The organism is Streptomyces sp. NPDC012835, from assembly GCF_042900885.1.
In the GTDB taxonomy this organism is placed as follows: Bacteria; Actinomycetota; Actinomycetes; order Streptomycetales; family Streptomycetaceae; genus Streptomyces.
This window is the reverse complement of record NZ_JBIBBW010000009.1, coordinates 260,555-280,535: the sequence shown is the minus strand read 5'-3', so window position 1 is coordinate 280,535 and position 19,981 is coordinate 260,555. Positions and strand designations below refer to the sequence as shown.

The window sequence follows — 19,981 nt, the reverse complement described above, 5'->3', positions numbered from 1 at the left end:
CATGCTGATCGCGCTTGCGGACCGCAAGGCGAAGGCCGTGGCTCTGCACGCCGGGATCAGGGACACTCCTCACCGCGCGGTCGTGCTCGGACCGGTATTAGCGCAGGTCTGGCGGCCCGCCCCGGCTTCTGTGCACGCTCTGGCCAGGGTGATGAGGGACTGCACCGTGCCGCAGGCTCGTAGCGCGATGCCGGCCATGCGTCCGACCAGCGCTGGTCAAACGGCGTGCATCGTGTGCGCGATAGGTCCTGACATCATCGAGTGGCAGCGAGTCGGCACCGCTCTGGGCACGGCGGATCTGCCCCCGAAGAAGCGTCCTGACGCGGTGGATGCCCTTGTGGCACTGACAGCGGCCCGGCATAGCAGCGCCGTGGTCTTCACCAGCGATCCGGCAGACCTCGACGCCTATCTGAGGGCGTTGAACGCGCGGGACGTACATATCGTGCAGGTCTGAGGGCTCTCTCCGCGCAAGCGGGGGGTGAACCGGCACGGAGCGGCCCACGAGGTCCGGTCCCCTCGGTACCCGCAGGCTGGAGCGAGAAGCGGATACGGGTGCGACGCAGCCGACCCCGCCCCCTCACGTCGACCCCTCGACGGACGGTGTCCCGGTCCGCGCGGAACCGCGCCCACACGCACTTCCCGTACGTCAGCTCCCGGCACCCCCAGGAGTCGGACAGCGCGGCGACCAGCAGCAGGCCGCGGCCGCCCTCCTCGTCATCCTCGGGGCGGCGCTCGCCGGGCTGCGGCAGCCTCGCGCGGTCGGGGGCGGAGACCTCCAACACCAGCTCGTCCCCGTCGACATGAACGGTCACTTCGACCTCGGCGAAGCTCACCCGGCAATGGATGACGGCGTTGGTGACCAGTTCGGACGTCACCAACTCGACATCGGACGCGATCTGTTCGAGCCCCCACTTGATCAGGGTCTCCCGCACCTGGGCCCGTACGGCCGGCACGTGCTTCTTGCGTTTCGGGATGCGGAAGGCGGCGCGAAACGGCTCCGCGGAAAGGGTTGTGAGCATGGCCGGCCCCCCAGCTGACGCGTGGTCGGAGTTACGCCGCGTGATGGATCAGGCGCAGGCGGCCGAGGTGATCGCCGCGTCCGCGGCCAAGATCAGCCGCATGGAGAGTGGGCATGTGTCCTGCCGCGTGATCGACGTCCGCTTACTCATGGCCGCTTACGGGGAGACCGAGCGTGAAAAGGTCGCGCGGTACGAGGAGTTGGCCAAGACCTCGAAGCGGCGCGGGTGGTGGCTCGAACATGCCGCCCATCTGCGTGCGGACTACCTCGACCACATCTCGCTGGAGGACGACGCCACGTACATCCGGGAGTGGCAGCCCGTCATGTTCCCTGGGCTGCTGCAGATCGCTACCTACGCGAAGGCGTCGATCGAGGCAGGGCTCGGATACGTCGCACCCGAGCGGATCGAGAAGCTGACGCAGGTGCGGGAGGGTCGGCAGGCGAAGACCAACGAGGGCGGAGCCACCTATACCGCCATCGTCTGGGAACCGGTCATCAAGCACCCGTTGGTCGACGCTGACATGCACCGGGAACAGTTGGCGCACACCCTTGAGGCGGGCAAGCGGAAGAACGTGACCATCCAGGTACTGCCGTTCACCGCAGGGGCAAAAGCAGCCATGACCTCAGCCTTCGCGTCATTCAGTTTTGACTCCGAACCGACCGTGGAGGCCGTAACGCTCGACAAGCTGAGGGGTACGTCCGTTCTCGAAGCCGCTGACGATTTGACGGCTGCGGAGCAGCAAGAAAGACACATCGTGACCTCTGACGTCATAGGCCCGTACCGGAAGTCCTCCTACTCCGGCCAGGAGAACAACTGCGTGGAGGCGGCCCCCACCGCCAATGGCGGCCGTGCCGTTCGAGACAGCCAGGACACGACCCGCCCGTCCCTGCACCTCGGCCCCGCCCCGTGGCGCGCCTTCCTGGGCGCGGCCAAGGCCGGCGTCCGGAGCGCGTGACCGTTGCCCCCGGGGCAGCACTTGGGCTTGCCCGCCCCTTGGCCGACGGTGGAGTGCGACGTCAGGGCCAGGTAGCGGCCCGTTCCGTGGCTCTGACGTCGCACTCGACGGCACCGGCCGTCCCGCCCCGCCCCGTCCCGGCGCCGGGCCTTTTGCTCGCGCCGGTCACCGGTCACCGGTCAGCTCCGCGTCGCGCGCGGCGTCAGGCTCGCTCCACCACTCGCTTGAGGGCGGCCAGGTCGGCGGATACCGCGTCCGCGTCGCGTTGGAAGTCCTCGTCGCTCATTCCGGGCTGTCGGCGAAGCGTGAACACCACCTCGCTCCCGGTGCCCTCGGCGATCACGCGCACCGGGTTGTAGACGACCTCGCCCGAGGGCAGTGTCACATCGTGGTCGAGCACACCGAACTCGTTCTCCGGAGCGAAGGCGACCACGACCCGTCCCAGGGGGGACGAGTCCGCGATCCATCGCCCGCCGACCTTTTCGATCGACTTCCCCAGTCCGTGAGCCCACTCGGGCAAGTTGGCCGGGTCGGACGCGTAGTCATAGACCTCCTTGGCCGCGCGATCGATATGGGTGCTGATATGCCGTGAGGCCGGGACCGGGTTCGGCGCCGAAGCGGTTGTCTCCATGGCCACGATGGTAGAAGGGGCTGCCGCCGTGGTCTTGAACAAAACGGCCCTCCCGGCGCGTGCCCAGGCCGGGACCGGAGGCGGAGTTCCTAAGCAGGCGCGGCGGCGCTCTGCATGAGGTGCGTGTCAGCGAACTGCTCGAATCGAGCGATTTTTCCGTCGACCACGTGCCATACGTGTGCGGCTCTGGCGCTGAAGGACCTGGCTGTGGTGCCGTGGGTCCCTCGGTAGGTCCCCACCGCGACTACGCGTTCACCGGCATCGATGAGTTGTTCGAGTTGGTAGTCCCAGTGGCTCCAGTCGCGCGCCAGAACACCGAAGACCTTCTCGGCGATGTCTTCCCTGTCCCGAAACACTCCGGAGGCCGGGAAGCCTTCGCATTCGATCCATGTGAGCTCGGCGGACAGATCCTTGGTGAAGGCGGCCAAGTCGCCTTCCCCGTACGCCGTGTAGAGATCGCTGACCACCTTGAATCCCTGGGAGTGGGCCAATTCCGGTGCTGCCTTCTGTGAGGGGGCCGAGGGAGCCTCGCGGAAGGCGCCCTCGGCCCTCGGTACCTGCCGGTCGGCGGCGGGGAAGCCTGTTCAGGCGTCGATCGTGTGGGTCAGCTTGATGAGGGCTTCGGCTGCCGGGCCCGAGGCCGCCGGGTTCTGACCGGTGATCAGGAGGCCGTCCCGCACGACGTAGGGCTGCCAGTCGTCGGTCTTGGAGTAGACGCCGCCGAGGTGCTTGAGTTCGTCCTCGACGAGGAACGGGACGATCTCGGTGAGCCCGACGCCTTCCTCCTCCGAGTTGGTGAACCCGGTGACCTCCCGGCCCCGCACCAGCGGTGTGCCGTCCTCGTTGACCGTGTGGCGCAGGACGCCAGGGGCGTGGCAGACCAGTGCGAGCGGCTTGCCCGAGCGCAGGGTCGTCTCGATCAGCCGGGCGGAGTCGGCGTCCTCGGCCAGGTCCCACAGCGGGCCGTGGCCGCCGGGGTAGAAGACGGTGTCGAAGTCCGCCGCCGAGACGGAGTCCAGGCGCACGGTGTCCGCGAGCGCCGCGGTCGCCTCCGCGTCGGACTCGAACCGGCGGGTCTGGTCGGTCTGGAAAGCGGTCTCGTTGCTCTTGGGGTCCAGCGGCGGCCGGCCACCCTTGGGGGAGGCCAGGGTGATCTCCCAGCCGGCCTCCTTGAAGTGGTAGTAGGGCGCCGCCAGTTCCTCCAGCCAGAACCCGGTCGGGCGGCCGGTGGTGCCCAGCTTGTCGTGCGAGGTGAGAACGATCAGGACCTTCATGGCAGTCTCCTTTTAGTAGACCAGTCGTCTATAAGATGAGTGACGTAGTTGCCCGTGTCCGGCGTTGTCCGCCGGATCCGGGGGTGGTGGTGGGGCTGCGCCTAGGCGTTCAGGAGCCGGCGAGTCATCGCCGTGGTGGCGTCGAGAGGTTCGAGACTCCGGTGGATCTTGGCCATGACGCTGGCGCCGAGCCACATGTCGTAGAGGATCTGCGCCGTTTCGCGCGGTGCGCCGTCGATCGCTATCGATCCGTCCGTGAGACCGCTGCTGATGGCTCGTTCGAGACGGCTGATGATCGCGCCCGTCCCCTCCTTGAGCGCCAGCCGCATCGGCTCGGACAGGTCGGAGACCTCGGCTCCGAGCTTCACGGCAAGGCACTTGCCCTGGCACTCGTCGAAACTCTGCGTCTCCCGCCATGCCTGCCAGTAGGCAGTCAGGCGCTCGGCGGCGGACTGGCCGGGCCGCCCGAGGATGCGGTCCGTGTCGGCGAGATATTCGTCGAAGTAACTCTTCAGCAGGGCCTCGCCGAAGGCGTCCTTGGAGGCGAAATAGTGGTAGAAGGAGCCCTTCGGTACGCCGGCCTCCGCGAGCACCTCGTTGAGGCCGACCGCGGAGTAGCCCTTGTGGGCCATGATCCGTTGGGCGGCGTCGAGGATGTTCCGACGGGTGTCGGTGCTGCGCGCGGTGGTGGCTGGCATGTGGCTACCGTACTCCATGAATAGACCAGTCGTCTAGTGGGTGGGTACCGGGCCGGTACGGCGGCGACGAACCGGGCCGGTCCGGCGGCGACCGCGTGCGCACCGGACCCGGCTCAGTCCCGCCGCGCGCTCGTCAGCCGGCCGCGCAGGCGAGCCGCGTCCTGGGCGGGCGGGAGGCCGTAGGCCCGCCGGTACTCCCGGCTGAACTGTGTCGCGCTCACGTATCCGACCGCCTCCGCGACGAGCGCCGCCGTCGTGTCGCCCGCGACCAGTCGCCGGCGCGCCTCCTGGAGCCGTAGCTGCTTCTGGAAGCGCAGGGGGCTCATCCCGGTGGCCTCCTTGAAGTGGCGGTACAGCGTGGCCGGGCTCATGTGCGCCACCGCCGCGATCGTGTCGACGCCGAGCGGCTCGGTGTAGTGCGCCGAGATCCACGCCGCCGCCGCGCGCACCCGGGCCGCGCCGGAGTCGGCCAGGGTGAACTGGCGCAGCACCGGGCCGAGCGGGCTGCTGAGCAGCCGGTAGAGGATCTCGCTCTCGACCCGTCCCGCCAGCGGGCGTATGTCGTCAGGGGCGTCGAGCAGACGCACCCAGCGGGTGACCGCGTCGATGAGGTCCGGGGTCATGGGTGCGGCCAGCTGCCCGCCCGGGCCGGGTGACGTACGCGGCTCGACGCCGTCCAGTTCGAGCAGCAGATCGGCGAGCGCCCCGCCGTTGAGCCGTAGCACCGCCGAGCGGTACGGCACCCGTTCGAACGTGGCGGTGACCGGCAGGACAAGCGAGTTGAGGAACATCTCGCCGCGCCCGGTCGCCCAGCTCCGGTCGCCCGCGACGCCGCGTTTGGCGCCGTCCGCGATGAAGCAGACCATCGGCTCGTACAGCATGTCGACGGGCGGGACGGGCTCGTCGAGCGTGACCAGCGTGAGCCGTGGCACGGCGCTGTCGGACCACAGGCCGTCGCGGTGCCGGGTGATGGCCGCCGCGAGATCGTCCAGCATGGCGTGTTCCCCGCTCCTCGCTCTCCTGCTCACCGGCCGTCCGGTGAGAGGATTGGGCAAGTCTACGCGGCCCGTGCCCCATGACCCCGCAGGTGGCCGACCTCTAGCGTTGACCGCATGACAGAGACGGACAAGAGTCTTCCGAAGCGCGCCCTCGGTGCCCAGGGCCTGGAGGCCGGGGCGATCGGCCTCGGCACGATGGGCATGACCATGGCCTACGGCGCGGGCGACGAACCGGGCGGCGTCGCCACCATCCGCCGGGCGTACGAGCTGGGCGTCACCCTCTTCGACACCGCCGAGCTGTACGGCATGGGCACCGGCAGCAACGAGCAACTGCTCGGCCGCGCGGTGAAGGACTTCCGCGACGACATCGTCATCGCCACCAAGTTCGGCTTCGACCTGAGCGACCCCGCGTCGGTCGGGGCCGTGCTGGACAGCCGGCCGCAGCACATCCGCGAGGTCACCGAGAACAGCCTGCGTCACCTCGGCACCGACCACATCGACGTGCTCTACCAGCACCGCGTCGACCCGGACGTGCCGATCGAGGACGTCGCGGGCACGGTCGGTGAGCTGATCGCCGAGGGCAAGGTCCGCTACCTCGGGCTCAGCGAGGCCGGTCCGGACATCATCCGGCGCGCCCACGCGGTCCATCCGGTGTCCGTGCTCCAGACCGAGTACTCGGTGTTCGAGCGTGCGGTGGAGGCCGATGTGCTGCCGGTGGTACGGGAGTTGGGCATCGGATTTGTGCCGTACTCCCCGCTGGGCCGGGGGTTCCTCACCGGTGTGGTGAAGCCGGCCGCCGAGTATCCGGCGGACGACATGCGCAGCTGGGACGAGCGCTGGCAGCCGGGCAACTACGAGAAGAACCTGACCGCGATCCGCGAGCTGACCGCGCTCGCGGAGGACAAGGGCATCACCGTCACCCAGCTCGCGCTGGCCTGGCTGCTGGCCCAGGGCGACGACATCGTGCCGATCCCGGGGACCCGCAGCCCGCGGCGTGTCGCGGAGAACACGGCTGCGGCGCGGATCGCGCTCACGCCGCGGGACCTTGCGCGGGTACGGGAGATCCTCCCGCGCGGCGCTGCCGGGTCCCGCTACCCGGAGGCGATCATGCCGTCCTGGTAGGCGGGCGGCGTTCGCGCCCGGCCGCTGCGTACGGCCTCAGTGCCCGGCCGCTGCGTACGGCCTCAGCGCCCGGCCGCCGCGCCCGGCCGCCGCGTACAGAGAGGGCGCGCGGCTCGGCCTCACCGCGCCGCGCGCCCTCGTGGTCAGTCCGCGCAGTACGTGTCCCGCGCGGGCCGCTCGCCCGTGGTCAGGAACCGGCTGACCGCCCGGTCGCCGCAAGGGTTGCCGTTCCCCAGGTAGACGCCGTGGCCGCCGTGTTCGACCGTGACCAGGCGGGCCCGGTCGGCGAGCGCCTCGCGCATCCTCAGCGCCCCGAAGTACGGGGTGGCCGGGTCGCGCAGACCCTGGATCATCAGGATGTTGGAGGGGCCGTCGCCGGTGATCCGGGTCGGCTTGCCGGCCGGCGCGTCCTTCCAGAACGCGCAGGGAGTGATGTTCGCCGGCATGCCCGCCGTGAGCGGATTCCGGGCGCGGTCGGCGGCGACCGCCCGCTCGTACGCCGCGACCCGCCCCGGCCAGCGCACGTCGTTGCAGAAGTACGCGATGGAGGCCGCCGCGGCCTCGTCCGGCAGGGCCCGGGCGATGTCGTCGGAGAGGACCGGCTCCGCGCCCGGGGTTTCGGCGTCGAGGACGAGGCGGGCGAACCGGGGGAAGAGACTGTCGCTGTACAGGGCGCTCTGAAGCTCCTGGCGCAGCCGGTTGCCGGTCAGCGGGACGCCCTCGGTGGCCGACTTCTTCGGCTCGCGGTCCAGTTTCTCCGCCAGCGCGAGGATCAGCGGCCGCACCTCCTCGGCCCTGCGCGCCAGCCGGAGCCCTTCACCCGCCCGGGCCGGATCGGCGGCCCAGGCGGCGAAGTCGGGGAAGCGGTCCTCGGCCGCCGGAGCCATGTTGGCCAGCCAGCCGCGCTCGACCAGGTCCGGGTCCGGGTCGCCGCTGCTGTCGAGGACCCAACGGTCGGTGTGCTGTGGGTACTTCTGCGCGTACAGGGCTCCCACGTAGGTGCCGTACGAGACGCCCCACGCCGAGAGTTTCCTCTCGCCCAGGGCCTGCCGGAAGGTGTCGATGTCGCGCGCCTCGTTCTCGGCGGAGAAGCTGCGCAGCACGGCGCCGCCGTTGCGGGCGCACGCCTCGGCGGTGCGCCGGGAGCGGGCGACGTTCCCGGCGATGCCGCCGTCGGCGTCCGGCCAGGAGCGCAGGGTCACCAGGTGCCGGTCGCCCTCGTCCAGCCCGCAGCCCGCCTTCGTACTGCCACCCGCTCCGCGCGGGTCGAAGCTGACGATGTCGTACGTGCCGCCGGTCTCCGCCCGCAGCGCGGCTCCCTTCTGCGCCAGTGCCCGCACTCCGGACCCGCCGGGCCCGCCGGGGATCATCAGCAGCGTCCCGCGCCGCGCCGACGGGTCGTCACCACCTCTGCCGCGCAGCCGGGCCACGGCCACGGTGAGGTGCGGACCCGCCGGAACGCCGTAGTCGAGCGGGACGGAGAGATCGGCGCACTCCTGGTCGGCGGGGCCTTGGGGCTGCGGGCACGCGCGCCACGTGAGGGCCGGCGGTGACGGCGGTGACGGTGAAGGCCGGTGGGACAGGGAGGGCTGTTCGGGCCGCCAGGACGGTACGGAGGCCGTGGCCGAGGTCGCCAGGGTGGTGGCGGCGACGGCGGCGGAGAGGGCGACAAGGAGGGCTCTGCGTGCGTAAGTGGTCATGGGAGAAGGCTGGTTGACGGGAGCTTCGCGGCCCATCCGGGAGGCACCCGGTCATGGAGGGGGGTGTCCCCTGCCAGGCGCACCGGCCACCCGGCCCGAGGCCCCGCGCCGACGCGCGCCGCGCGAAGGTTGTGGTTCCGGCCCGGCATTAAGGAAACGTCAAGATTGCCGGGTTCCGGCAATGCGCATACATGCTGTCTGCAAGCAGAATGGTGTCAGCACAACGGGGGAGCACGGGGGAACAACGGGGGATCGGGCCCCGGCGCCTGGTTACGGCAACGTACCGGCGCCGGGGACCGATAAGACATGTGTGTGGGGGGACGTGGGGGAATGAGCGAGTTTCTGAGCGCCGCGACGAGCTTCCCCGCCGTCCTGTTCGGCGTCGCGCTGATCGTGGTGATCGCCTTCTGGCTGCTGGTGCTGGCGGGAGCCGCCGAGTACGACGCCTTCACCTCGCAGGTGGACCTCGACTCTCCGGTAGGCACCGGCGCGAACGCCACCGGCCTCGGTGGGGTGCCGGTGACCATCCCGGTGTCCTCCCTGATCGCCATTGCCTGGTTCACCAGCCTCGCCGGTTCGGTGCTGGTGCGCCGGCAGGTCGAGCCCGGGACCGTCCGTACGCTCTGGTCCTTCGCCGTACTCGCCGCCGCGTCACTGATCGCCTGGGGTGTCACCCGGCTGCTCGTGCGCCGACTGCGCGACCTGGTTCCTGAACAGGCGCCCCCCTCGCGGCTGGACTTCATCGGGCTGACGTGCACGATCCGTACCGGTTCCGTCTCCGCCGACTTCGGTCAGGCCGAGGTCGCGGCGGCCGACGGCTCGACCGCGGTCGTGCAGGTGAGGCAGAGCGGGGACGACGTCATGGGCTTCGGGAGTACGGGCCTGCTGTACGCGTTCGACGTCGAGGGCGAGTTCTTCTGGGTCGCGCCGTACGACGCGGCGCTCGATCCGCGCTCGGCCGGCTGAGCCCGTACCGCCGCGCCTGACCGCCTGACCGTCTGACCGCCTGACCGCCTGACCGTCTCTCCGGCTGCCCGGCGCCCCGGCCGCCCGGGTCCGTACCGCCGCCGGCCGCCGCACGACCACCGACTTCGTACCGCCGTCGACTTCGTACCGCCACTGACTTCGTACCGCCACCGACCGTTGAGCCCGTGCTCCGCCGACAGCGCGAAGCGCCCGCTCCGTTGAGCCCACTCTTCGCTTTCTCGTTTCCCGAGGACTCCTCATGGATGCCATCTCCTTGGGCATCGGCGTGCTGATCGCCGTTGTCCTGCTTATCGCCCTGGCGACGTTTCTGCTGGTCAGCCGGTTGTTCCGCAAGGTGGAACAGGGCCGGGCGCTGATCATCTCCAAGACCAAGAAGGTGGATGTCACCTTCACCGGCGCCGTGGTGCTGCCGGTCCTGCACAAGGCCGAGTACATGGACATCTCGGTGAAGATCATCGAGATCCGCCGTACCGGCAGGGAAGGGCTGATCTGTCAGGACAACATCCGCGCCGACATCCACATCTCGTTCTTCGTACGGGTCAACAAGACCGTCGAGGACGTCATCAAGGTCGCCCAGGCCATCGGCACGGAACGCGCCAGCGACAAGATCGCCATCCAGGAGTTCTTCGCCGCGAAGTTCTCCGAGGCGTTGAAGACGGTCGGCAAGCAGCTCGACTTCGTCGACCTCTATACGAAGCGCGAGGAGTTCCGGGACCGGATCATCCGGGTCATCGGCACGGACCTCAACGGCTACCACCTGGACGACGCGGCCATCGACTTCCTTGAGCAGACGCCGATGAGCCAGCTCGACGGCGCGAACATCCTCGACGCCCAGGGCATCCGCAAGATCACCGAACTGACGGCGGTCGAGCACGTCCGCACCAACGAGTTCCAGCGCACCGAGCAGAAGGAGATCACCCGGCAGGACGTGGACGCCCGGGAGACCATCCTGGAGCTGGAACGGCGGCAGGCCGAGGCCGAGATCAAGCAGCGCCGCGAGGTCGAGACGCTGCGGGCACGGGAGGAGGCGGCCACCTCCAAGGTGCAGGAGGAGGAGCGGCTCGGCGCGCAGACCGCGTTCCTCCGTACGGAGGAACAACTCGGCGTGCAGCGGGAGAACCAGGCCCGCGAGATCGCGGTGGCGCAGAAGAACCGCGAGCGGGTCATCGCCATCGAGAACGAGCGGATCGAGAAGGACCGCCTCCTGGAGGTCATTTGGCGCGAGCGCGAGACCGAGCTGAGCCGCATGTCCAAGGACAAGGAGGTCGAGGCGGAGCGCCGCGAGGTCGCCGATGTCATCCGTGAGCGGATCGCGGTGGACCGTACGGTCGCCGAGCAGGAGGAGTCCATCAAGAAGCTCCGCATCGTCGAGGAGGCCGAGCGCACCCGGCAGGCCGTGATCATCGGCGCCGAGGCGGAGGCGCAGGAGAAGCTGGTCAAGGACATCAAGGCGGCCGAGGCCGCGGAGGCGGCGGCCAGGCACAGCGCCGCCGAGCAGCTCACCCTGGCCGAGGCCCGGCTGAAGTCCGCCGACCTCGACTCGCGCGCCAAGCTGCGGCTCGCCGAGGGCATCCAGGCCGAGGCCGCGGCGGCGGGGCTGGCCGAGGCGCAGGTCCGCGAGAAGGAGGCGGACGTGGCGGAGAAGGCCGGCCTGGCGGAGGCCGAGGCCACGGAGGCCCGGCTGCGTGCGGAGGCCGAGGGCGCGCGGCTCAAGGCGCTCGCGACCGCCGAGGGCACGCAGGCGCAGGCCATGGCCGAGGCGGCGATGATCGGCGAGAAGCTGAAGGCCGAGGCGGCGGGGCTGACGGAGAAGGCGGCGGCGATGGCCGCGCTGGACGAGGCGTCCCGTACGCACGAGGAGTACCGGCTGCGGCTCCAGGCGGAGAAGGAGATCCGGCTCGCGGGTCTCGATGTGCAGCGTCAGATCGCCGAGGCGCAGGCCACGGTGCTCGCCACCGGGCTGGAGAACTCGGACATCAATATCGTCGGCGGGGACTCGGTCTTCTTCGACCGGCTGATGTCGTCCATCTCGCTCGGGAAGAGCGTCGACGGCTTCATGACCCACTCGGAGACGGCGCGGACGCTCGCCAAGCCGTGGCTGGACGGTTCGGCCAGCCTGCCGGAGGACCTGAAGCAGATCCTCGGGTCGGTCTCGACCTCGGACGTGCAGAACCTGACGGTGTCCGCGCTGCTGATGAAGTTGATGAAGTCCGGCGTCGCGGGATCCACGCAGCTGGAGAAGCTGCTGGAGCAGGCGGACCGGCTGGGGCTGGCGGACACGCCGATCGGCGCGCTGAACGGTGCCGGAGCCGCCGCACCGGCCAAAACCTCCTGACGGCACTCGCCCGAAGGAGCGTGGGGTCCGGAGCCGCCGTACGGGGGTCGGCGGTTCCGGATCCCGCCTGTCACGCGTGCGTGCGGGCATGGGCACAGGCACGGGCACGGCTGCGGCTCGTACCGCTCTGCCGCTCGTACGACCGTTACGGCTCGCGGGGCCGGCGCCTCGCAGGGCCTTGTGCGGCCTCATACGGCCTTGTACGGCCTCATACGGCCTTGTACGGAAAGTGGGAAGACCGATGGAGACAGCAGCGGCCCCGGCGGCCTCGGTGGACGCCGGTACGTACGAGGTGCTGCGTGACCGGCTCGCCGCGCAGGCCGGGGAGCTGGCGCGGCGCGCCGAGGAGTTGAACTCCCGCCGGATCGAGGCGTTCGGCTCGACGGAGCTGGCCCTCACCGGCACGGAGCGCATCCGCACGGAGCAGCCGCGCGTGGCCCGGGACGTCGTCGCGGTCGGCGGTGCGCTGCTGTTCGGCGTCAATGTCCCGCCGGGGCCGCGGCAGGTCTCCGCCGTCGGGGATGTCCTCGCCCTCTTCGACCGCGAGCTGAACCGGCTGCCGGACGACGCGGTCCCCGGACTGCTCGACGACCCCGGATTCGTGCGGGAGTTCGCGGACCTCCACCGCTACTTCCGCGATGCCCGGCTGCTCCAGCTGCGGCACACCGAGGGCCGGCTCCTGGCCGTCTTCCAGACCGGCGGCGCGGCCGACGACATCCGGGTGCTGCGCTGGGCGATCGGCGTGGACGGTACGGCGGAGTTCCTCGACGCGCGCGGTGAACGCGACCATGTCTTCCCCGCCGCGCAGGACGTGGAGTGGACGGCCACGTCCCGGGAGGACCATGTCCTCGGCCGCCATCCGCACCTCGCGATCGCCGGCGGCACCGTCTTCGTCTCGACGGTCGGCGGTGCGCTCACCGTCAGGACGGAGAACGACACCGAGACCGGCGGGGGCGTGTACACCGAGCCGGTCGACGAGCCGCTCCAGTCGCTGGCGGACGCCGAGGTCGAGTACGCGAGGGCGGGCGCCCTGGTCCTGCTGCGGGTGCGCCCGTACAAGGAGGAGACCCGGCGCCATCTCGTCTTCAACACCGTCACCGGGACCGTGGTGCGGCTCGACGGCATCGGGCAGGCGTGCCGTCGGCTGCCCGAGGACCAGGGGATCATCTTTCCCGGTGGGTACTGCCTGGCCACCGGCGCGTACAAGACGTTCGACACCGACACCGATGGCCTGGAGTTCGAGCGGGAGCTGCGCTCGCCGAACGGCGAGGACGTGCTGTACGCGTTCCACGCCCGCGCCGAGGGCCGCAGCCTCCTCCTGCCGTACAACCTGATCCGCAAGGAGGTCGCGGCGCCGCTCTCCTGCCACGGGTACGCGCTCTTCGAGGACGGCGCGCTGATCGTGCTGCGGGCCCCGGAGCCGGCGGAGCCGGCCCGTGTCCATCCGCTTCAGATCTGGAGTTCGCCCTACGTCTCCGACGCCTACGCGTACGCCGCCGCATCCGGCCCGGCGGACGCCGGGCCGCTGGGCCGGATCGGCAACGCCGACCTGGTGCGCGGCATCTCCGACTGCCTGTCGCTGGCGCGCGCCGTCACCGAGACCGGCACGCCGACGACCGGGGTGTACGAGACGCTGCTCGCCGCGTGCGTCCGCGCCGCCGACACCTACCACTGGCTGGGCGACGCCGAAGCGGGCGATCTGCGCGAGCCGCTGTCGGGGGTCCGGGCGACGGCCGAGCGGGTGCTCGCCGAGTTCGAGACCGTACAGACGCTGACCCGGCAGGCCGCCGAGGCGTTCGCGGAGTCGGCGGCGCGGATCGCCGCGCTGGTGCGCAGGGCCCGGGGCGAGGCCCCGGCCACGGCAGCCGGATGGGTCGAGCGCCTCACCGAACTGCGGCGTGCGCACGGCCACTTGCTGACCCTCAAGGACCAGCGGTACGCGGACACCGAGCGCGTCGACGCGCTGGGCGCCGAGGTGACGGAGGACCTCACCGTCTTCGCGCGGCGTGCCGTGCGGTTCCTCAGCCGGGACGACGCCTTCAGCGGATACCACGAGGACATCGAGGGGCTGACGGCCTCCGCCGCCGCGATCACCACCGCAGCCGAGGCCGGCCCGGTCGCCGAGCGGCTGGACGAGCTGGCGACCGGTCTGCGTACGGTCACCGAGGTCGTCGCGGGCCTGGACATCGGCGACGCGACGGTCCGTACCGCGATCCTGGAGCGCATCGCGGAGGTCCTCGGCGGTGCCAACGGCGCCCGCGCCACTCTGGAGGCCCGGCGCGGGGAGCTGCGCGAGCGGGAGGGGCGGGCCGAGTTCGCCGCGGAGTTCGCGCTGCTCGGCCAGGCCGTGACGGGCGCGCTGGCCGTGGCCTCCACTCCGGAGACCTGCGACGAACAGCTCGCGGGGCTGCTGCTGCGGCTGGAGGACCTCGAAACCCGCTTCGCGGAGTCCGACGACTTCCTCGCCGAGCTGTCGGGCAGGCGCACCGAGGTCTACGAGACGTTCTCGGCCCGTAAGCAGGGCCTCCAGGACGCCCGCGCGCAGCGCGCCGAGAGGCTGGGTGATGCGGCGGGACGGGCGCTGGAGACCGTCGCGCGACGGGCGGCCGCCCTGGACTCCGCCGACGCGGTCAGCACGTACTTCGCCTCCGACCCGATGGTCGCCAAGGTCCGGCGCACCATCGCCGAGCTGCGCGAACTGGGCGACCGGGTAAGGGCGGAGGAGCTGGACGGCCGGATCAAGGCGGCCCGGCAGGAGGCGGCCCGCGCGCTGCGGGACCGCACCGACCTGTACGCGGACGGCGGCGCGCTGATCCGGCTGGGCCGGCACAGCTTCGCGGTCAACACGCAGCCCCTCGACCTCACCCTCGTACCGCACGGCGTCGCCGGTGCTGCCGGCCACGACGGCTTCGGCGGCCTCCACGGTTCCGACGGGCTGAGCTTCGCCCTGACGGGGACCGACTACCGGGCTCCGGTCACCGACCCGGAGTTCGCGGCGACCCGGCCGTACTGGGGGCAGGAGCTGCCGTCGGAGTCGGCGGACGTGTACCGGGGCGAGTATCTGGCGGCGAAGCTTCTGGCCGGCCGGGCGGCCGGCGGCGACATCCCGTCCCCCGACGCCGACCCGGCCGAACTGGCCGCCCTGGTCCGCCGGTCGGCCGAGGAGGCGTACGACGAGGGGTACGAGCGCGGTGTCCACGACCACGACGCCACGCTGATCCTGCGCGCCCTGCTGCGGCTGCGCGCCGAGGCCGGGCTGCTGCGCTACGCACCGGCCGCCCGGGCCGCCGCCCAGCTGTTCTGGGCGCACGGCACGACTCCGGAGGCGCGTGAGGCGTGGACCCGGCGGGCGGTGTCGATGGCGCGGGCCAGGGACACCTTCGGGCTGGCGCCCGCCATCGGGGCGCTCCGGGCGGAGCTGGCGGAGGCGATGAGGCTGACGGAGGCGGTGGGGCCGGCCGAAATGGCGGGGCCGGTCGGGACGGTGGGGCCGGTCGGGACGGTGGGGCCGGTCGGGACGGTGGGGACGGTCGGGACGGCGGGGCCGGTCGGGACGGCGGGGACGGTCGAGGCGTGCTCGCAGGCCGCCGAGTATCTCTTCGAGGAGCTGACATCGGGACCGGACGGCTTCGTCACCAGTGCGGGCGCGCGGACACTGCTCGACAAGTTCCGGCGCGCGGTGGGCGCCTCGGAGTCCGGCAGCTCCGCGTACGACGACGACCTCGCCGGACTCGGCGAGGACCTCACCGCCCGCCGCCAACTGGTGGAGAACTGGCTCGCGGCGTACGCGGCGGCGGGCGGCCGGGACGGCGTCGACCCCGGCGACCTCGCGGAGGCCGCGGCCGTGGAACTCTGCCCCGGCCTGGTCCGTTACGAGGTGACGGCGCCCCGGGCCGAGACCGTCGACGGGCTGCTCGGCAGCCACCCGAGGATCGAGCGCCGCCGGCTGACCGTCCGTCTCGATGAACTCCTCGCCCGCACAGCGGACTTCCGGGACCGGGTGGCCCCGGGTTTCCGGGCCTACCAGCGGCTGCGCGGCGCTCTCGTCACGGCCGAGCGGGCGCGGCTGCGCCTGGACGACCACCGGCCGCGCGTCATGTCCTCCTTCGTACGCAACCGGCTCATCGACGAGGTCTACCTCCCCCTCATCGGGGACAACCTCGCCAAACAGATCGGCACGGCCGGCGAGTCCAAGCGCACGGACAGCAACGGCCTGCTGCTCCTGGTCTCACCGCCGGGCTACGGCAAGACGACACTCATGGAGTACGTGGCCGACCGCCTCGGCCTGGTCCTCGTCAAGATCAACGGCCCTGCCCTCGGCCATGCCGTCACCTCGCTCGACCCCGACCGGGCTCCGAACGCGACGGCCCGCCAGGAGGTCGAGAAGATCAACTTCGCTCTGGAGGCGGGCAACAACACCCTGCTCTACCTGGACGACATCCAGCACACCTCGCCCGAACTGCTCCAGCAGTTCATCTCGTTGTGCGACGCGCAGCGCCGTATCGAGGGTGTGCGGGACGGTGAGACGCGGACGTACGACCTGCGCGGCAAGCGCTTCGCCGTCTGCATGGCGGGCAACCCGTACACCGAGTCCGGCCACCGCTTCCGCATCCCCGACATGCTCGCCAACCGCGCCGACGTGTGGAACCTGGGGGATGTGCTGACCGGCAAGGAGGACGTCTTCGCGCTCAGCTTCGTGGAGAACGCCCTCACCGCCCACCCGGTCCTCGCCCCGCTCGCCGCCCGCGACCGCGCCGATCTGGAGGTGCTCGTCCGCCTCGCCTCCGACGACCCCACCGCCCGCACGGACCGGCTGACCCACCCCTACCCGCCCGCCGAGCTGGACCGGGTGCTCGCCGTCCTGCGCCGTCTGCTGACAGCACGGGACACGGTCCTCGCGGTCAACGAGGCGTACATGGCCTCGGCCGCCCGGTCCGACGCGACCCGCACGGAGCCGCCGTTCCTCCTCCAGGGCTCGTACCGCAACATGAACAAGATCGCGGCCCGGATCGACGCCGTCATGAACGACGACGAACTCGCCGCCGTGATCGAGGACCACTACACGGGCGAGGCCCAGACCCTGACCTCGGGCGCCGAGTCCAACCTCCTCAAACTGGGCGAACTCCGGGGCACGTTGACCCCGGCCGAGGCGGCACGCTGGGCGGAGATCAAAGCGGGCCATGTCCGCGCCCTGACCCTGGGCGGGCCGGAAGGCGATCCGCTGACCCGCGCGGTGGCCGCCCTGGGCCTGCTCGCGGACCGGATGAGTGCGGTCGAGGCGGCGATCGTCCGGGCGGCGGGCGGTCCGGGGCGGCGGGTGCGGGGCGGCGCCGGGCGAGCCGAGGCCCCGTTGACGGAGGGTGCGGCAGAGCTGACCCTTGGTGAGGAATCCCCCGGTGGGGATTCCGCCGGTGGGGAATCCGCCGGCTCAGAGGCTTCAGAGGGGTGGACGTCATGATCGAACAGCGGTTGTCCAGATGGAGATCCATGGTCGCGCTGACGGTCGCCGGAGCGGCGCTGGTCGCCGTGACGGCGGGCACGGCGGACGCTGCGGGAGCGGGGCAGCCGAGCGGGAGCGACGCGCGGGTGTCGGCGGGGGCCGCCGCCGTGAGTGCCGCGCCGACACCGGAGGAGCAGGAGCGGCTCCGGGCGATCGCGGGGGCGATCTGGGGCGACAGCCTGGCGGCGGGTTGGGACATGAACAGCGATGTGGCGGACATCCTGTCGACGGCCACGGGCGAGATCCTCAAGTGCTCGGAGGCGTTCGCCCTGGTGCCCCGGCCGGCCGGGTTCATACCGGGCATGGGCTACCTGGTCAACTACTGGAAGAACCTGCGCGACTACTTCCTGGTGGTCAGCCAGGACCGTACGTACCGCGCCTGCGTGAGCGCGACGGCGCTGAACTACCGCACGGCCATTGAACTGGCGTCGATGGGCATCTGACCCGGCAGGGGCTCGGGCCGTGACCGAGGGGGAGGGGCCGGGGGTATCGCCGTGTGGACCGGGTGGGTCGACGGGCCGGACGGTGCGACCTGACCGGCGCCTCGGTCGCGGCTCGGGTCGAGTCGTTTGTCGTTTGTTGTTTGTCGCTTGTCGCGGAACAGCGCCGCTGTCGCGGAACAGCGCCGCTGCCGGCGTCGCGACCGAAGCGTACAATTGGTGCTAAAGCGGGCAGGCGATCGATGGTGGTCACCGGCCCGGTGGAGTGGGGGAGCGTCGACCTCTGTGAGGAGGTTCGCATGACTGACAGCGACTTCTACGCGCACGACAGACCGCCACACCCGACCCTCCCGGAGGACCGCCCGCGCGGCGGTGGCCCCAAGGCGCCGCTGGCCCACAGCCGAAGCTGGACGACGATGATGATCGTCCTGGTGATTCTGGTCGTGGTGATCGTGGGGATAGCGATGTTCCCGTGAGGGGGATAGCGATGTTCCCGTGAGGTTGGATGAGGGGCGGCGCGAGGGGCTCTGACTCGCGGGAATGGGGCCCCTCACCCACCCGTTCCGCCGTCCAGTGTTGCCGCCGCGGTTCGCAGCCGCAGCAGTACCCGCAACTCCAGCGCGCGGTCCGGGGAGCGCCAGCTTTCGCCGAGGATGCCGTCCAGCGTCGACAGCCGCTGGTAGAGCGTGTTCACGTGGACGGCGAGAGCGTCCGCCGTGGCGCGGGCGCGGCCCCCGTGGGCGAGATAGGCGTGCAGTGTGTCGAGCAGAGGCACCTTGCGACGGGCCTCCTCCGCCAGTACGGGACCGAGCAGTTGACGGAACCGCGCCTCCAGATCCGCCCGGCCCGTATGGTCCAGCAGAATCCGGTAGAGGCCGAGCTGCGCCGCCGTTGACGCCTGTCCGTACCGTTCCAGCGCCTGGAGGGCCTCCAGCGTCCGGCGCGCCTCCACGAAACTGCGGGCCAGCTCGGCGCCGCCGCGGGCCGGTCCCGCGATACCGGCGGTGGGCACGTCCGGACCCCCCGGCCAGCTCTGCTGAAGGCGCTCGGGGGCGTCGGCGGGAGCGACCACGACCAGCCGGGTGCCGTGTTCGGCCATCACGGTCCCCTCGGGCCACTCCATCCGCTCGACCCGGGCACGGGCCGAGGCCGGGTCGGCCACCAGCACCGCGTACGACGCGGTCGCGTCGAGACCCGCCAGCCGCATGTCCTGCGGACGCCCCGAGGACGTGGTCAGCAGATCCAGCAGGAGTACGTCACGGGTGCGCCGGGTGGCCTCGGCGACCGCCCGCTCGGCGACCAGCGCGAGCGCCAGTGCCGGGGCCGCCCGTTCGAGGAGCAGCGGATCGTCCGGCGCGGCGGCCCCCGTCAGGACCAGCGCTCCGAATGTCCGCTCACCGGCCACGACCGGCCGTACCGCCCGTCCCGCGCCCTCCTCCGGCACCGGGGGCGATGTCACGAAGCGGACCTCGCCCCGGGCGATGGCGCGGATCTCGCGCAGCAGGTCCTCCACCCCGCCGCCGCGCAGCACCACCCGGGTGAGCCGCTGGTCCCAGCGGAGCGTCTGTTCCAACTCGGCGGAACGCCGGGCGAGGTGGGCGTTGGTCGCGTTCAGGTCGGTGACCGCCCGGGCGTTCTCGATGGCGATGGCGGCGTGCGCGGCCAGCGCGCTCAGCAGGGTCACATCGTGTTCGCCGAAGTCGCGCCGCTGCCGCTTCGCGGCGAACAGCGCCCCCAGCACCCGGCCCCGCAGCCGCAGCGGAACCCCCAGCAGACCGCGCATGTTCTCGGCGACCGCCGCGGCGTCCGCCGGCCCGTCGTGCCGGAACCGGGGATCGGTCCGGTAGTCGGCCGTCCAGCGGGGTGCGGCGCGCTCCAGGACCTCACCCGCCAGCCCCCGCGACAGCGGCACCGCGAGACCCACCAGCTCGGGGGTGAGCGCGCCGCTGGTGACCTTGAGCCGCAGCACGCCGTCCTCCACCAGCCCGAGATAGGCCAGGTCCGTGCCGAGCAGCCGCCGGGCCTGGTCCACGATCTCCGGCAGCAGCTCGTCCGGCGCGCTGAGCGCCGCCAGCCGGATCGCGATGTCGTTGAGCGCGCTCAGCTCGGCCGCCCGCTGCGTCTGCTGGTGCAGCAGCTCCTTCAGCCGCAGCGCGCTCGCGGTCTCCCGGTCCGCCGTGCCGGAGTCCAGGGACCGCGCCAGCTCCGCTCCGTGCCGCAGCAGCTCCTCGGCGGACGCGTCGCGCAGCAGCAGTTCCAGCCAGGATTCGCCCGTCGTGTCCGTCACGCGTTGTGCCCACTGCCCGTCGTGTCCGTCATGCG

Annotated in this window: 16 protein-coding genes; 8 read left to right on the top strand and 8 right to left on the bottom strand. The window is 71.4% G+C overall.

Features of this window, described 5'->3' with window-relative positions:
* The first annotated feature begins 1 nt into the window (after nt 1).
* Nucleotides 2–454 carry a hypothetical protein gene (locus tag ACFY6S_RS30135; protein WP_388828428.1) on the top strand — a complete coding sequence of 151 codons (453 nt, stop codon included), beginning with the start codon at nt 2–4 and terminating at the stop codon, nt 452–454.
* Here ACFY6S_RS30135 and ACFY6S_RS30130 read toward each other — a convergent pair.
* Nucleotides 378–1,019 (bottom strand): ATP-binding protein, encoded by a 642-nt coding sequence (locus tag ACFY6S_RS30130; protein WP_388828426.1) that lies wholly within the window; start codon nt 1,017–1,019, stop codon nt 378–380. The genes ACFY6S_RS30135 and ACFY6S_RS30130 overlap by 77 nt on opposite strands.
* A gap of 43 nt (nt 1,020–1,062) precedes the next feature.
* Here ACFY6S_RS30130 and ACFY6S_RS30125 point away from each other — a divergent pair, with 43 nt between their 5' ends.
* Nucleotides 1,063–1,974, top strand: coding sequence for a DUF397 domain-containing protein (locus ACFY6S_RS30125; protein ID WP_388828424.1), 912 nt, complete (start codon nt 1,063–1,065; stop codon nt 1,972–1,974).
* 202 nt (nt 1,975–2,176) lie between these two features.
* Here the strand turns inward: ACFY6S_RS30125 and ACFY6S_RS30120 are convergent, their stop codons facing one another.
* The 5 genes from ACFY6S_RS30120 to ACFY6S_RS30100 all read right to left on the bottom strand — a co-directional run bounded on the left by ACFY6S_RS30120 (nt 2,177) and on the right by ACFY6S_RS30100 (nt 5,572).
* On the bottom strand, nt 2,177–2,605 hold the full coding sequence (locus ACFY6S_RS30120; RefSeq protein ID WP_388828421.1) for an SRPBCC family protein: 429 nt from the start codon (nt 2,603–2,605) through the stop codon (nt 2,177–2,179).
* An 89-nt stretch (nt 2,606–2,694) separates the two neighbouring features.
* Nucleotides 2,695–3,072: a nuclear transport factor 2 family protein gene (locus ACFY6S_RS30115; RefSeq protein ID WP_388828418.1), complete on the bottom strand. Its 378-nt coding sequence runs from the start codon at nt 3,070–3,072 to the stop codon at nt 2,695–2,697.
* A 117-nt stretch (nt 3,073–3,189) separates the two neighbouring features.
* Nucleotides 3,190–3,879, bottom strand: coding sequence for a type 1 glutamine amidotransferase domain-containing protein (locus ACFY6S_RS30110; protein WP_388828415.1), 690 nt, complete (start codon nt 3,877–3,879; stop codon nt 3,190–3,192).
* A 101-nt stretch (nt 3,880–3,980) separates the two neighbouring features.
* A complete protein-coding gene (locus ACFY6S_RS30105) occupies nt 3,981–4,577 on the bottom strand; it encodes a TetR/AcrR family transcriptional regulator (RefSeq protein WP_388828412.1) in 597 nt (198 codons plus the stop codon).
* A 113-nt stretch (nt 4,578–4,690) separates the two neighbouring features.
* Nucleotides 4,691–5,572 carry an AraC family transcriptional regulator N-terminal domain-containing protein gene (locus ACFY6S_RS30100; protein WP_388828409.1) on the bottom strand — a complete coding sequence of 294 codons (882 nt, stop codon included), beginning with the start codon at nt 5,570–5,572 and terminating at the stop codon, nt 4,691–4,693.
* Between the two features lie 117 nt (nt 5,573–5,689).
* Between ACFY6S_RS30100 and ACFY6S_RS30095 the strand changes: the two genes are divergently transcribed.
* Entirely contained in the window at nt 5,690–6,697 is a 1,008-nt protein-coding gene (locus tag ACFY6S_RS30095) for an aldo/keto reductase (RefSeq protein WP_388828406.1), read from the top strand.
* Nucleotides 6,698–6,840: 143 nt separating this feature from the next.
* Here the strand turns inward: ACFY6S_RS30095 and ACFY6S_RS30090 are convergent, their stop codons facing one another.
* Nucleotides 6,841–8,397 (bottom strand): alpha/beta hydrolase, encoded by a 1,557-nt coding sequence (locus tag ACFY6S_RS30090; RefSeq protein ID WP_388828403.1) that lies wholly within the window; start codon nt 8,395–8,397, stop codon nt 6,841–6,843.
* Between the two features lie 330 nt (nt 8,398–8,727).
* Here ACFY6S_RS30090 and ACFY6S_RS30085 point away from each other — a divergent pair, with 330 nt between their 5' ends.
* The 5 genes from ACFY6S_RS30085 (at nt 8,728) to ACFY6S_RS30065 (ending at nt 18,135) form a co-directional block, all read left to right on the top strand.
* Nucleotides 8,728–9,363, top strand: a complete 636-nt coding sequence (locus ACFY6S_RS30085) for a hypothetical protein (protein ID WP_388828400.1) — start codon at nt 8,728–8,730, stop codon at nt 9,361–9,363.
* A 259-nt stretch (nt 9,364–9,622) separates the two neighbouring features.
* Complete coding sequence (locus ACFY6S_RS30080; protein WP_388828397.1) at nt 9,623–11,719, top strand: flotillin family protein; 2,097 nt, start codon at nt 9,623–9,625, stop codon at nt 11,717–11,719.
* A 241-nt stretch (nt 11,720–11,960) separates the two neighbouring features.
* Nucleotides 11,961–17,177, top strand: coding sequence for a DNA repair ATPase (locus ACFY6S_RS30075; protein ID WP_388828394.1), 5,217 nt, complete (start codon nt 11,961–11,963; stop codon nt 17,175–17,177).
* Nucleotides 17,178–17,206: 29 nt separating this feature from the next.
* Complete coding sequence (locus tag ACFY6S_RS30070) at nt 17,207–17,662, top strand: hypothetical protein (protein WP_388828391.1); 456 nt, start codon at nt 17,207–17,209, stop codon at nt 17,660–17,662.
* 296 nt (nt 17,663–17,958) lie between these two features.
* Nucleotides 17,959–18,135, top strand: a complete 177-nt coding sequence (locus ACFY6S_RS30065; protein WP_388828388.1) for a hypothetical protein — start codon at nt 17,959–17,961, stop codon at nt 18,133–18,135.
* Between the two features lie 74 nt (nt 18,136–18,209).
* Here ACFY6S_RS30065 and ACFY6S_RS30060 read toward each other — a convergent pair whose 3' ends face one another.
* A complete protein-coding gene (locus ACFY6S_RS30060) occupies nt 18,210–19,946 on the bottom strand; it encodes a helix-turn-helix domain-containing protein (RefSeq protein WP_388828385.1) in 1,737 nt (578 codons plus the stop codon).
* Nucleotides 19,947–19,981: the final 35 nt, after the last annotated feature.

Excerpts from the sequence above, each read along its gene's own strand:
- ACFY6S_RS30120 (WP_388828421.1), bottom strand. The coding sequence starts at position 2,605 with ATGGAGACAACCGCTTCGGCGCCGAACCCGGTCCCGGCCTCACGGCAT.
- ACFY6S_RS30090 (WP_388828403.1), bottom strand. The coding sequence starts at position 8,397 with ATGACCACTTACGCACGCAGAGCCCTCCTTGTCGCCCTCTCCGCCGCC.
- ACFY6S_RS30070 (WP_388828391.1), top strand. The coding sequence starts at position 17,207 with ATGGTCGCGCTGACGGTCGCCGGAGCGGCGCTGGTCGCCGTGACGGCG.
- ACFY6S_RS30100 (WP_388828409.1), bottom strand. The coding sequence starts at position 5,572 with ATGCTGGACGATCTCGCGGCGGCCATCACCCGGCACCGCGACGGCCTG.
- ACFY6S_RS30125 (WP_388828424.1), top strand. The coding sequence starts at position 1,063 with ATGGATCAGGCGCAGGCGGCCGAGGTGATCGCCGCGTCCGCGGCCAAG.
- ACFY6S_RS30105 (WP_388828412.1), bottom strand. The coding sequence starts at position 4,577 with ATGCCAGCCACCACCGCGCGCAGCACCGACACCCGTCGGAACATCCTC.
- ACFY6S_RS30085 (WP_388828400.1), top strand. The coding sequence starts at position 8,728 with ATGAGCGAGTTTCTGAGCGCCGCGACGAGCTTCCCCGCCGTCCTGTTC.
- ACFY6S_RS30095 (WP_388828406.1), top strand. The coding sequence starts at position 5,690 with ATGACAGAGACGGACAAGAGTCTTCCGAAGCGCGCCCTCGGTGCCCAG.
- ACFY6S_RS30075 (WP_388828394.1), top strand. The coding sequence starts at position 11,961 with ATGGAGACAGCAGCGGCCCCGGCGGCCTCGGTGGACGCCGGTACGTAC.
- ACFY6S_RS30080 (WP_388828397.1), top strand. The coding sequence starts at position 9,623 with ATGGATGCCATCTCCTTGGGCATCGGCGTGCTGATCGCCGTTGTCCTG.
- ACFY6S_RS30130 (WP_388828426.1), bottom strand. The coding sequence starts at position 1,019 with ATGCTCACAACCCTTTCCGCGGAGCCGTTTCGCGCCGCCTTCCGCATC.
- ACFY6S_RS30065 (WP_388828388.1), top strand. The coding sequence starts at position 17,959 with ATGACTGACAGCGACTTCTACGCGCACGACAGACCGCCACACCCGACC.
- ACFY6S_RS30135 (WP_388828428.1), top strand. The coding sequence starts at position 2 with ATGCTGATCGCGCTTGCGGACCGCAAGGCGAAGGCCGTGGCTCTGCAC.
- ACFY6S_RS30110 (WP_388828415.1), bottom strand. The coding sequence starts at position 3,879 with ATGAAGGTCCTGATCGTTCTCACCTCGCACGACAAGCTGGGCACCACC.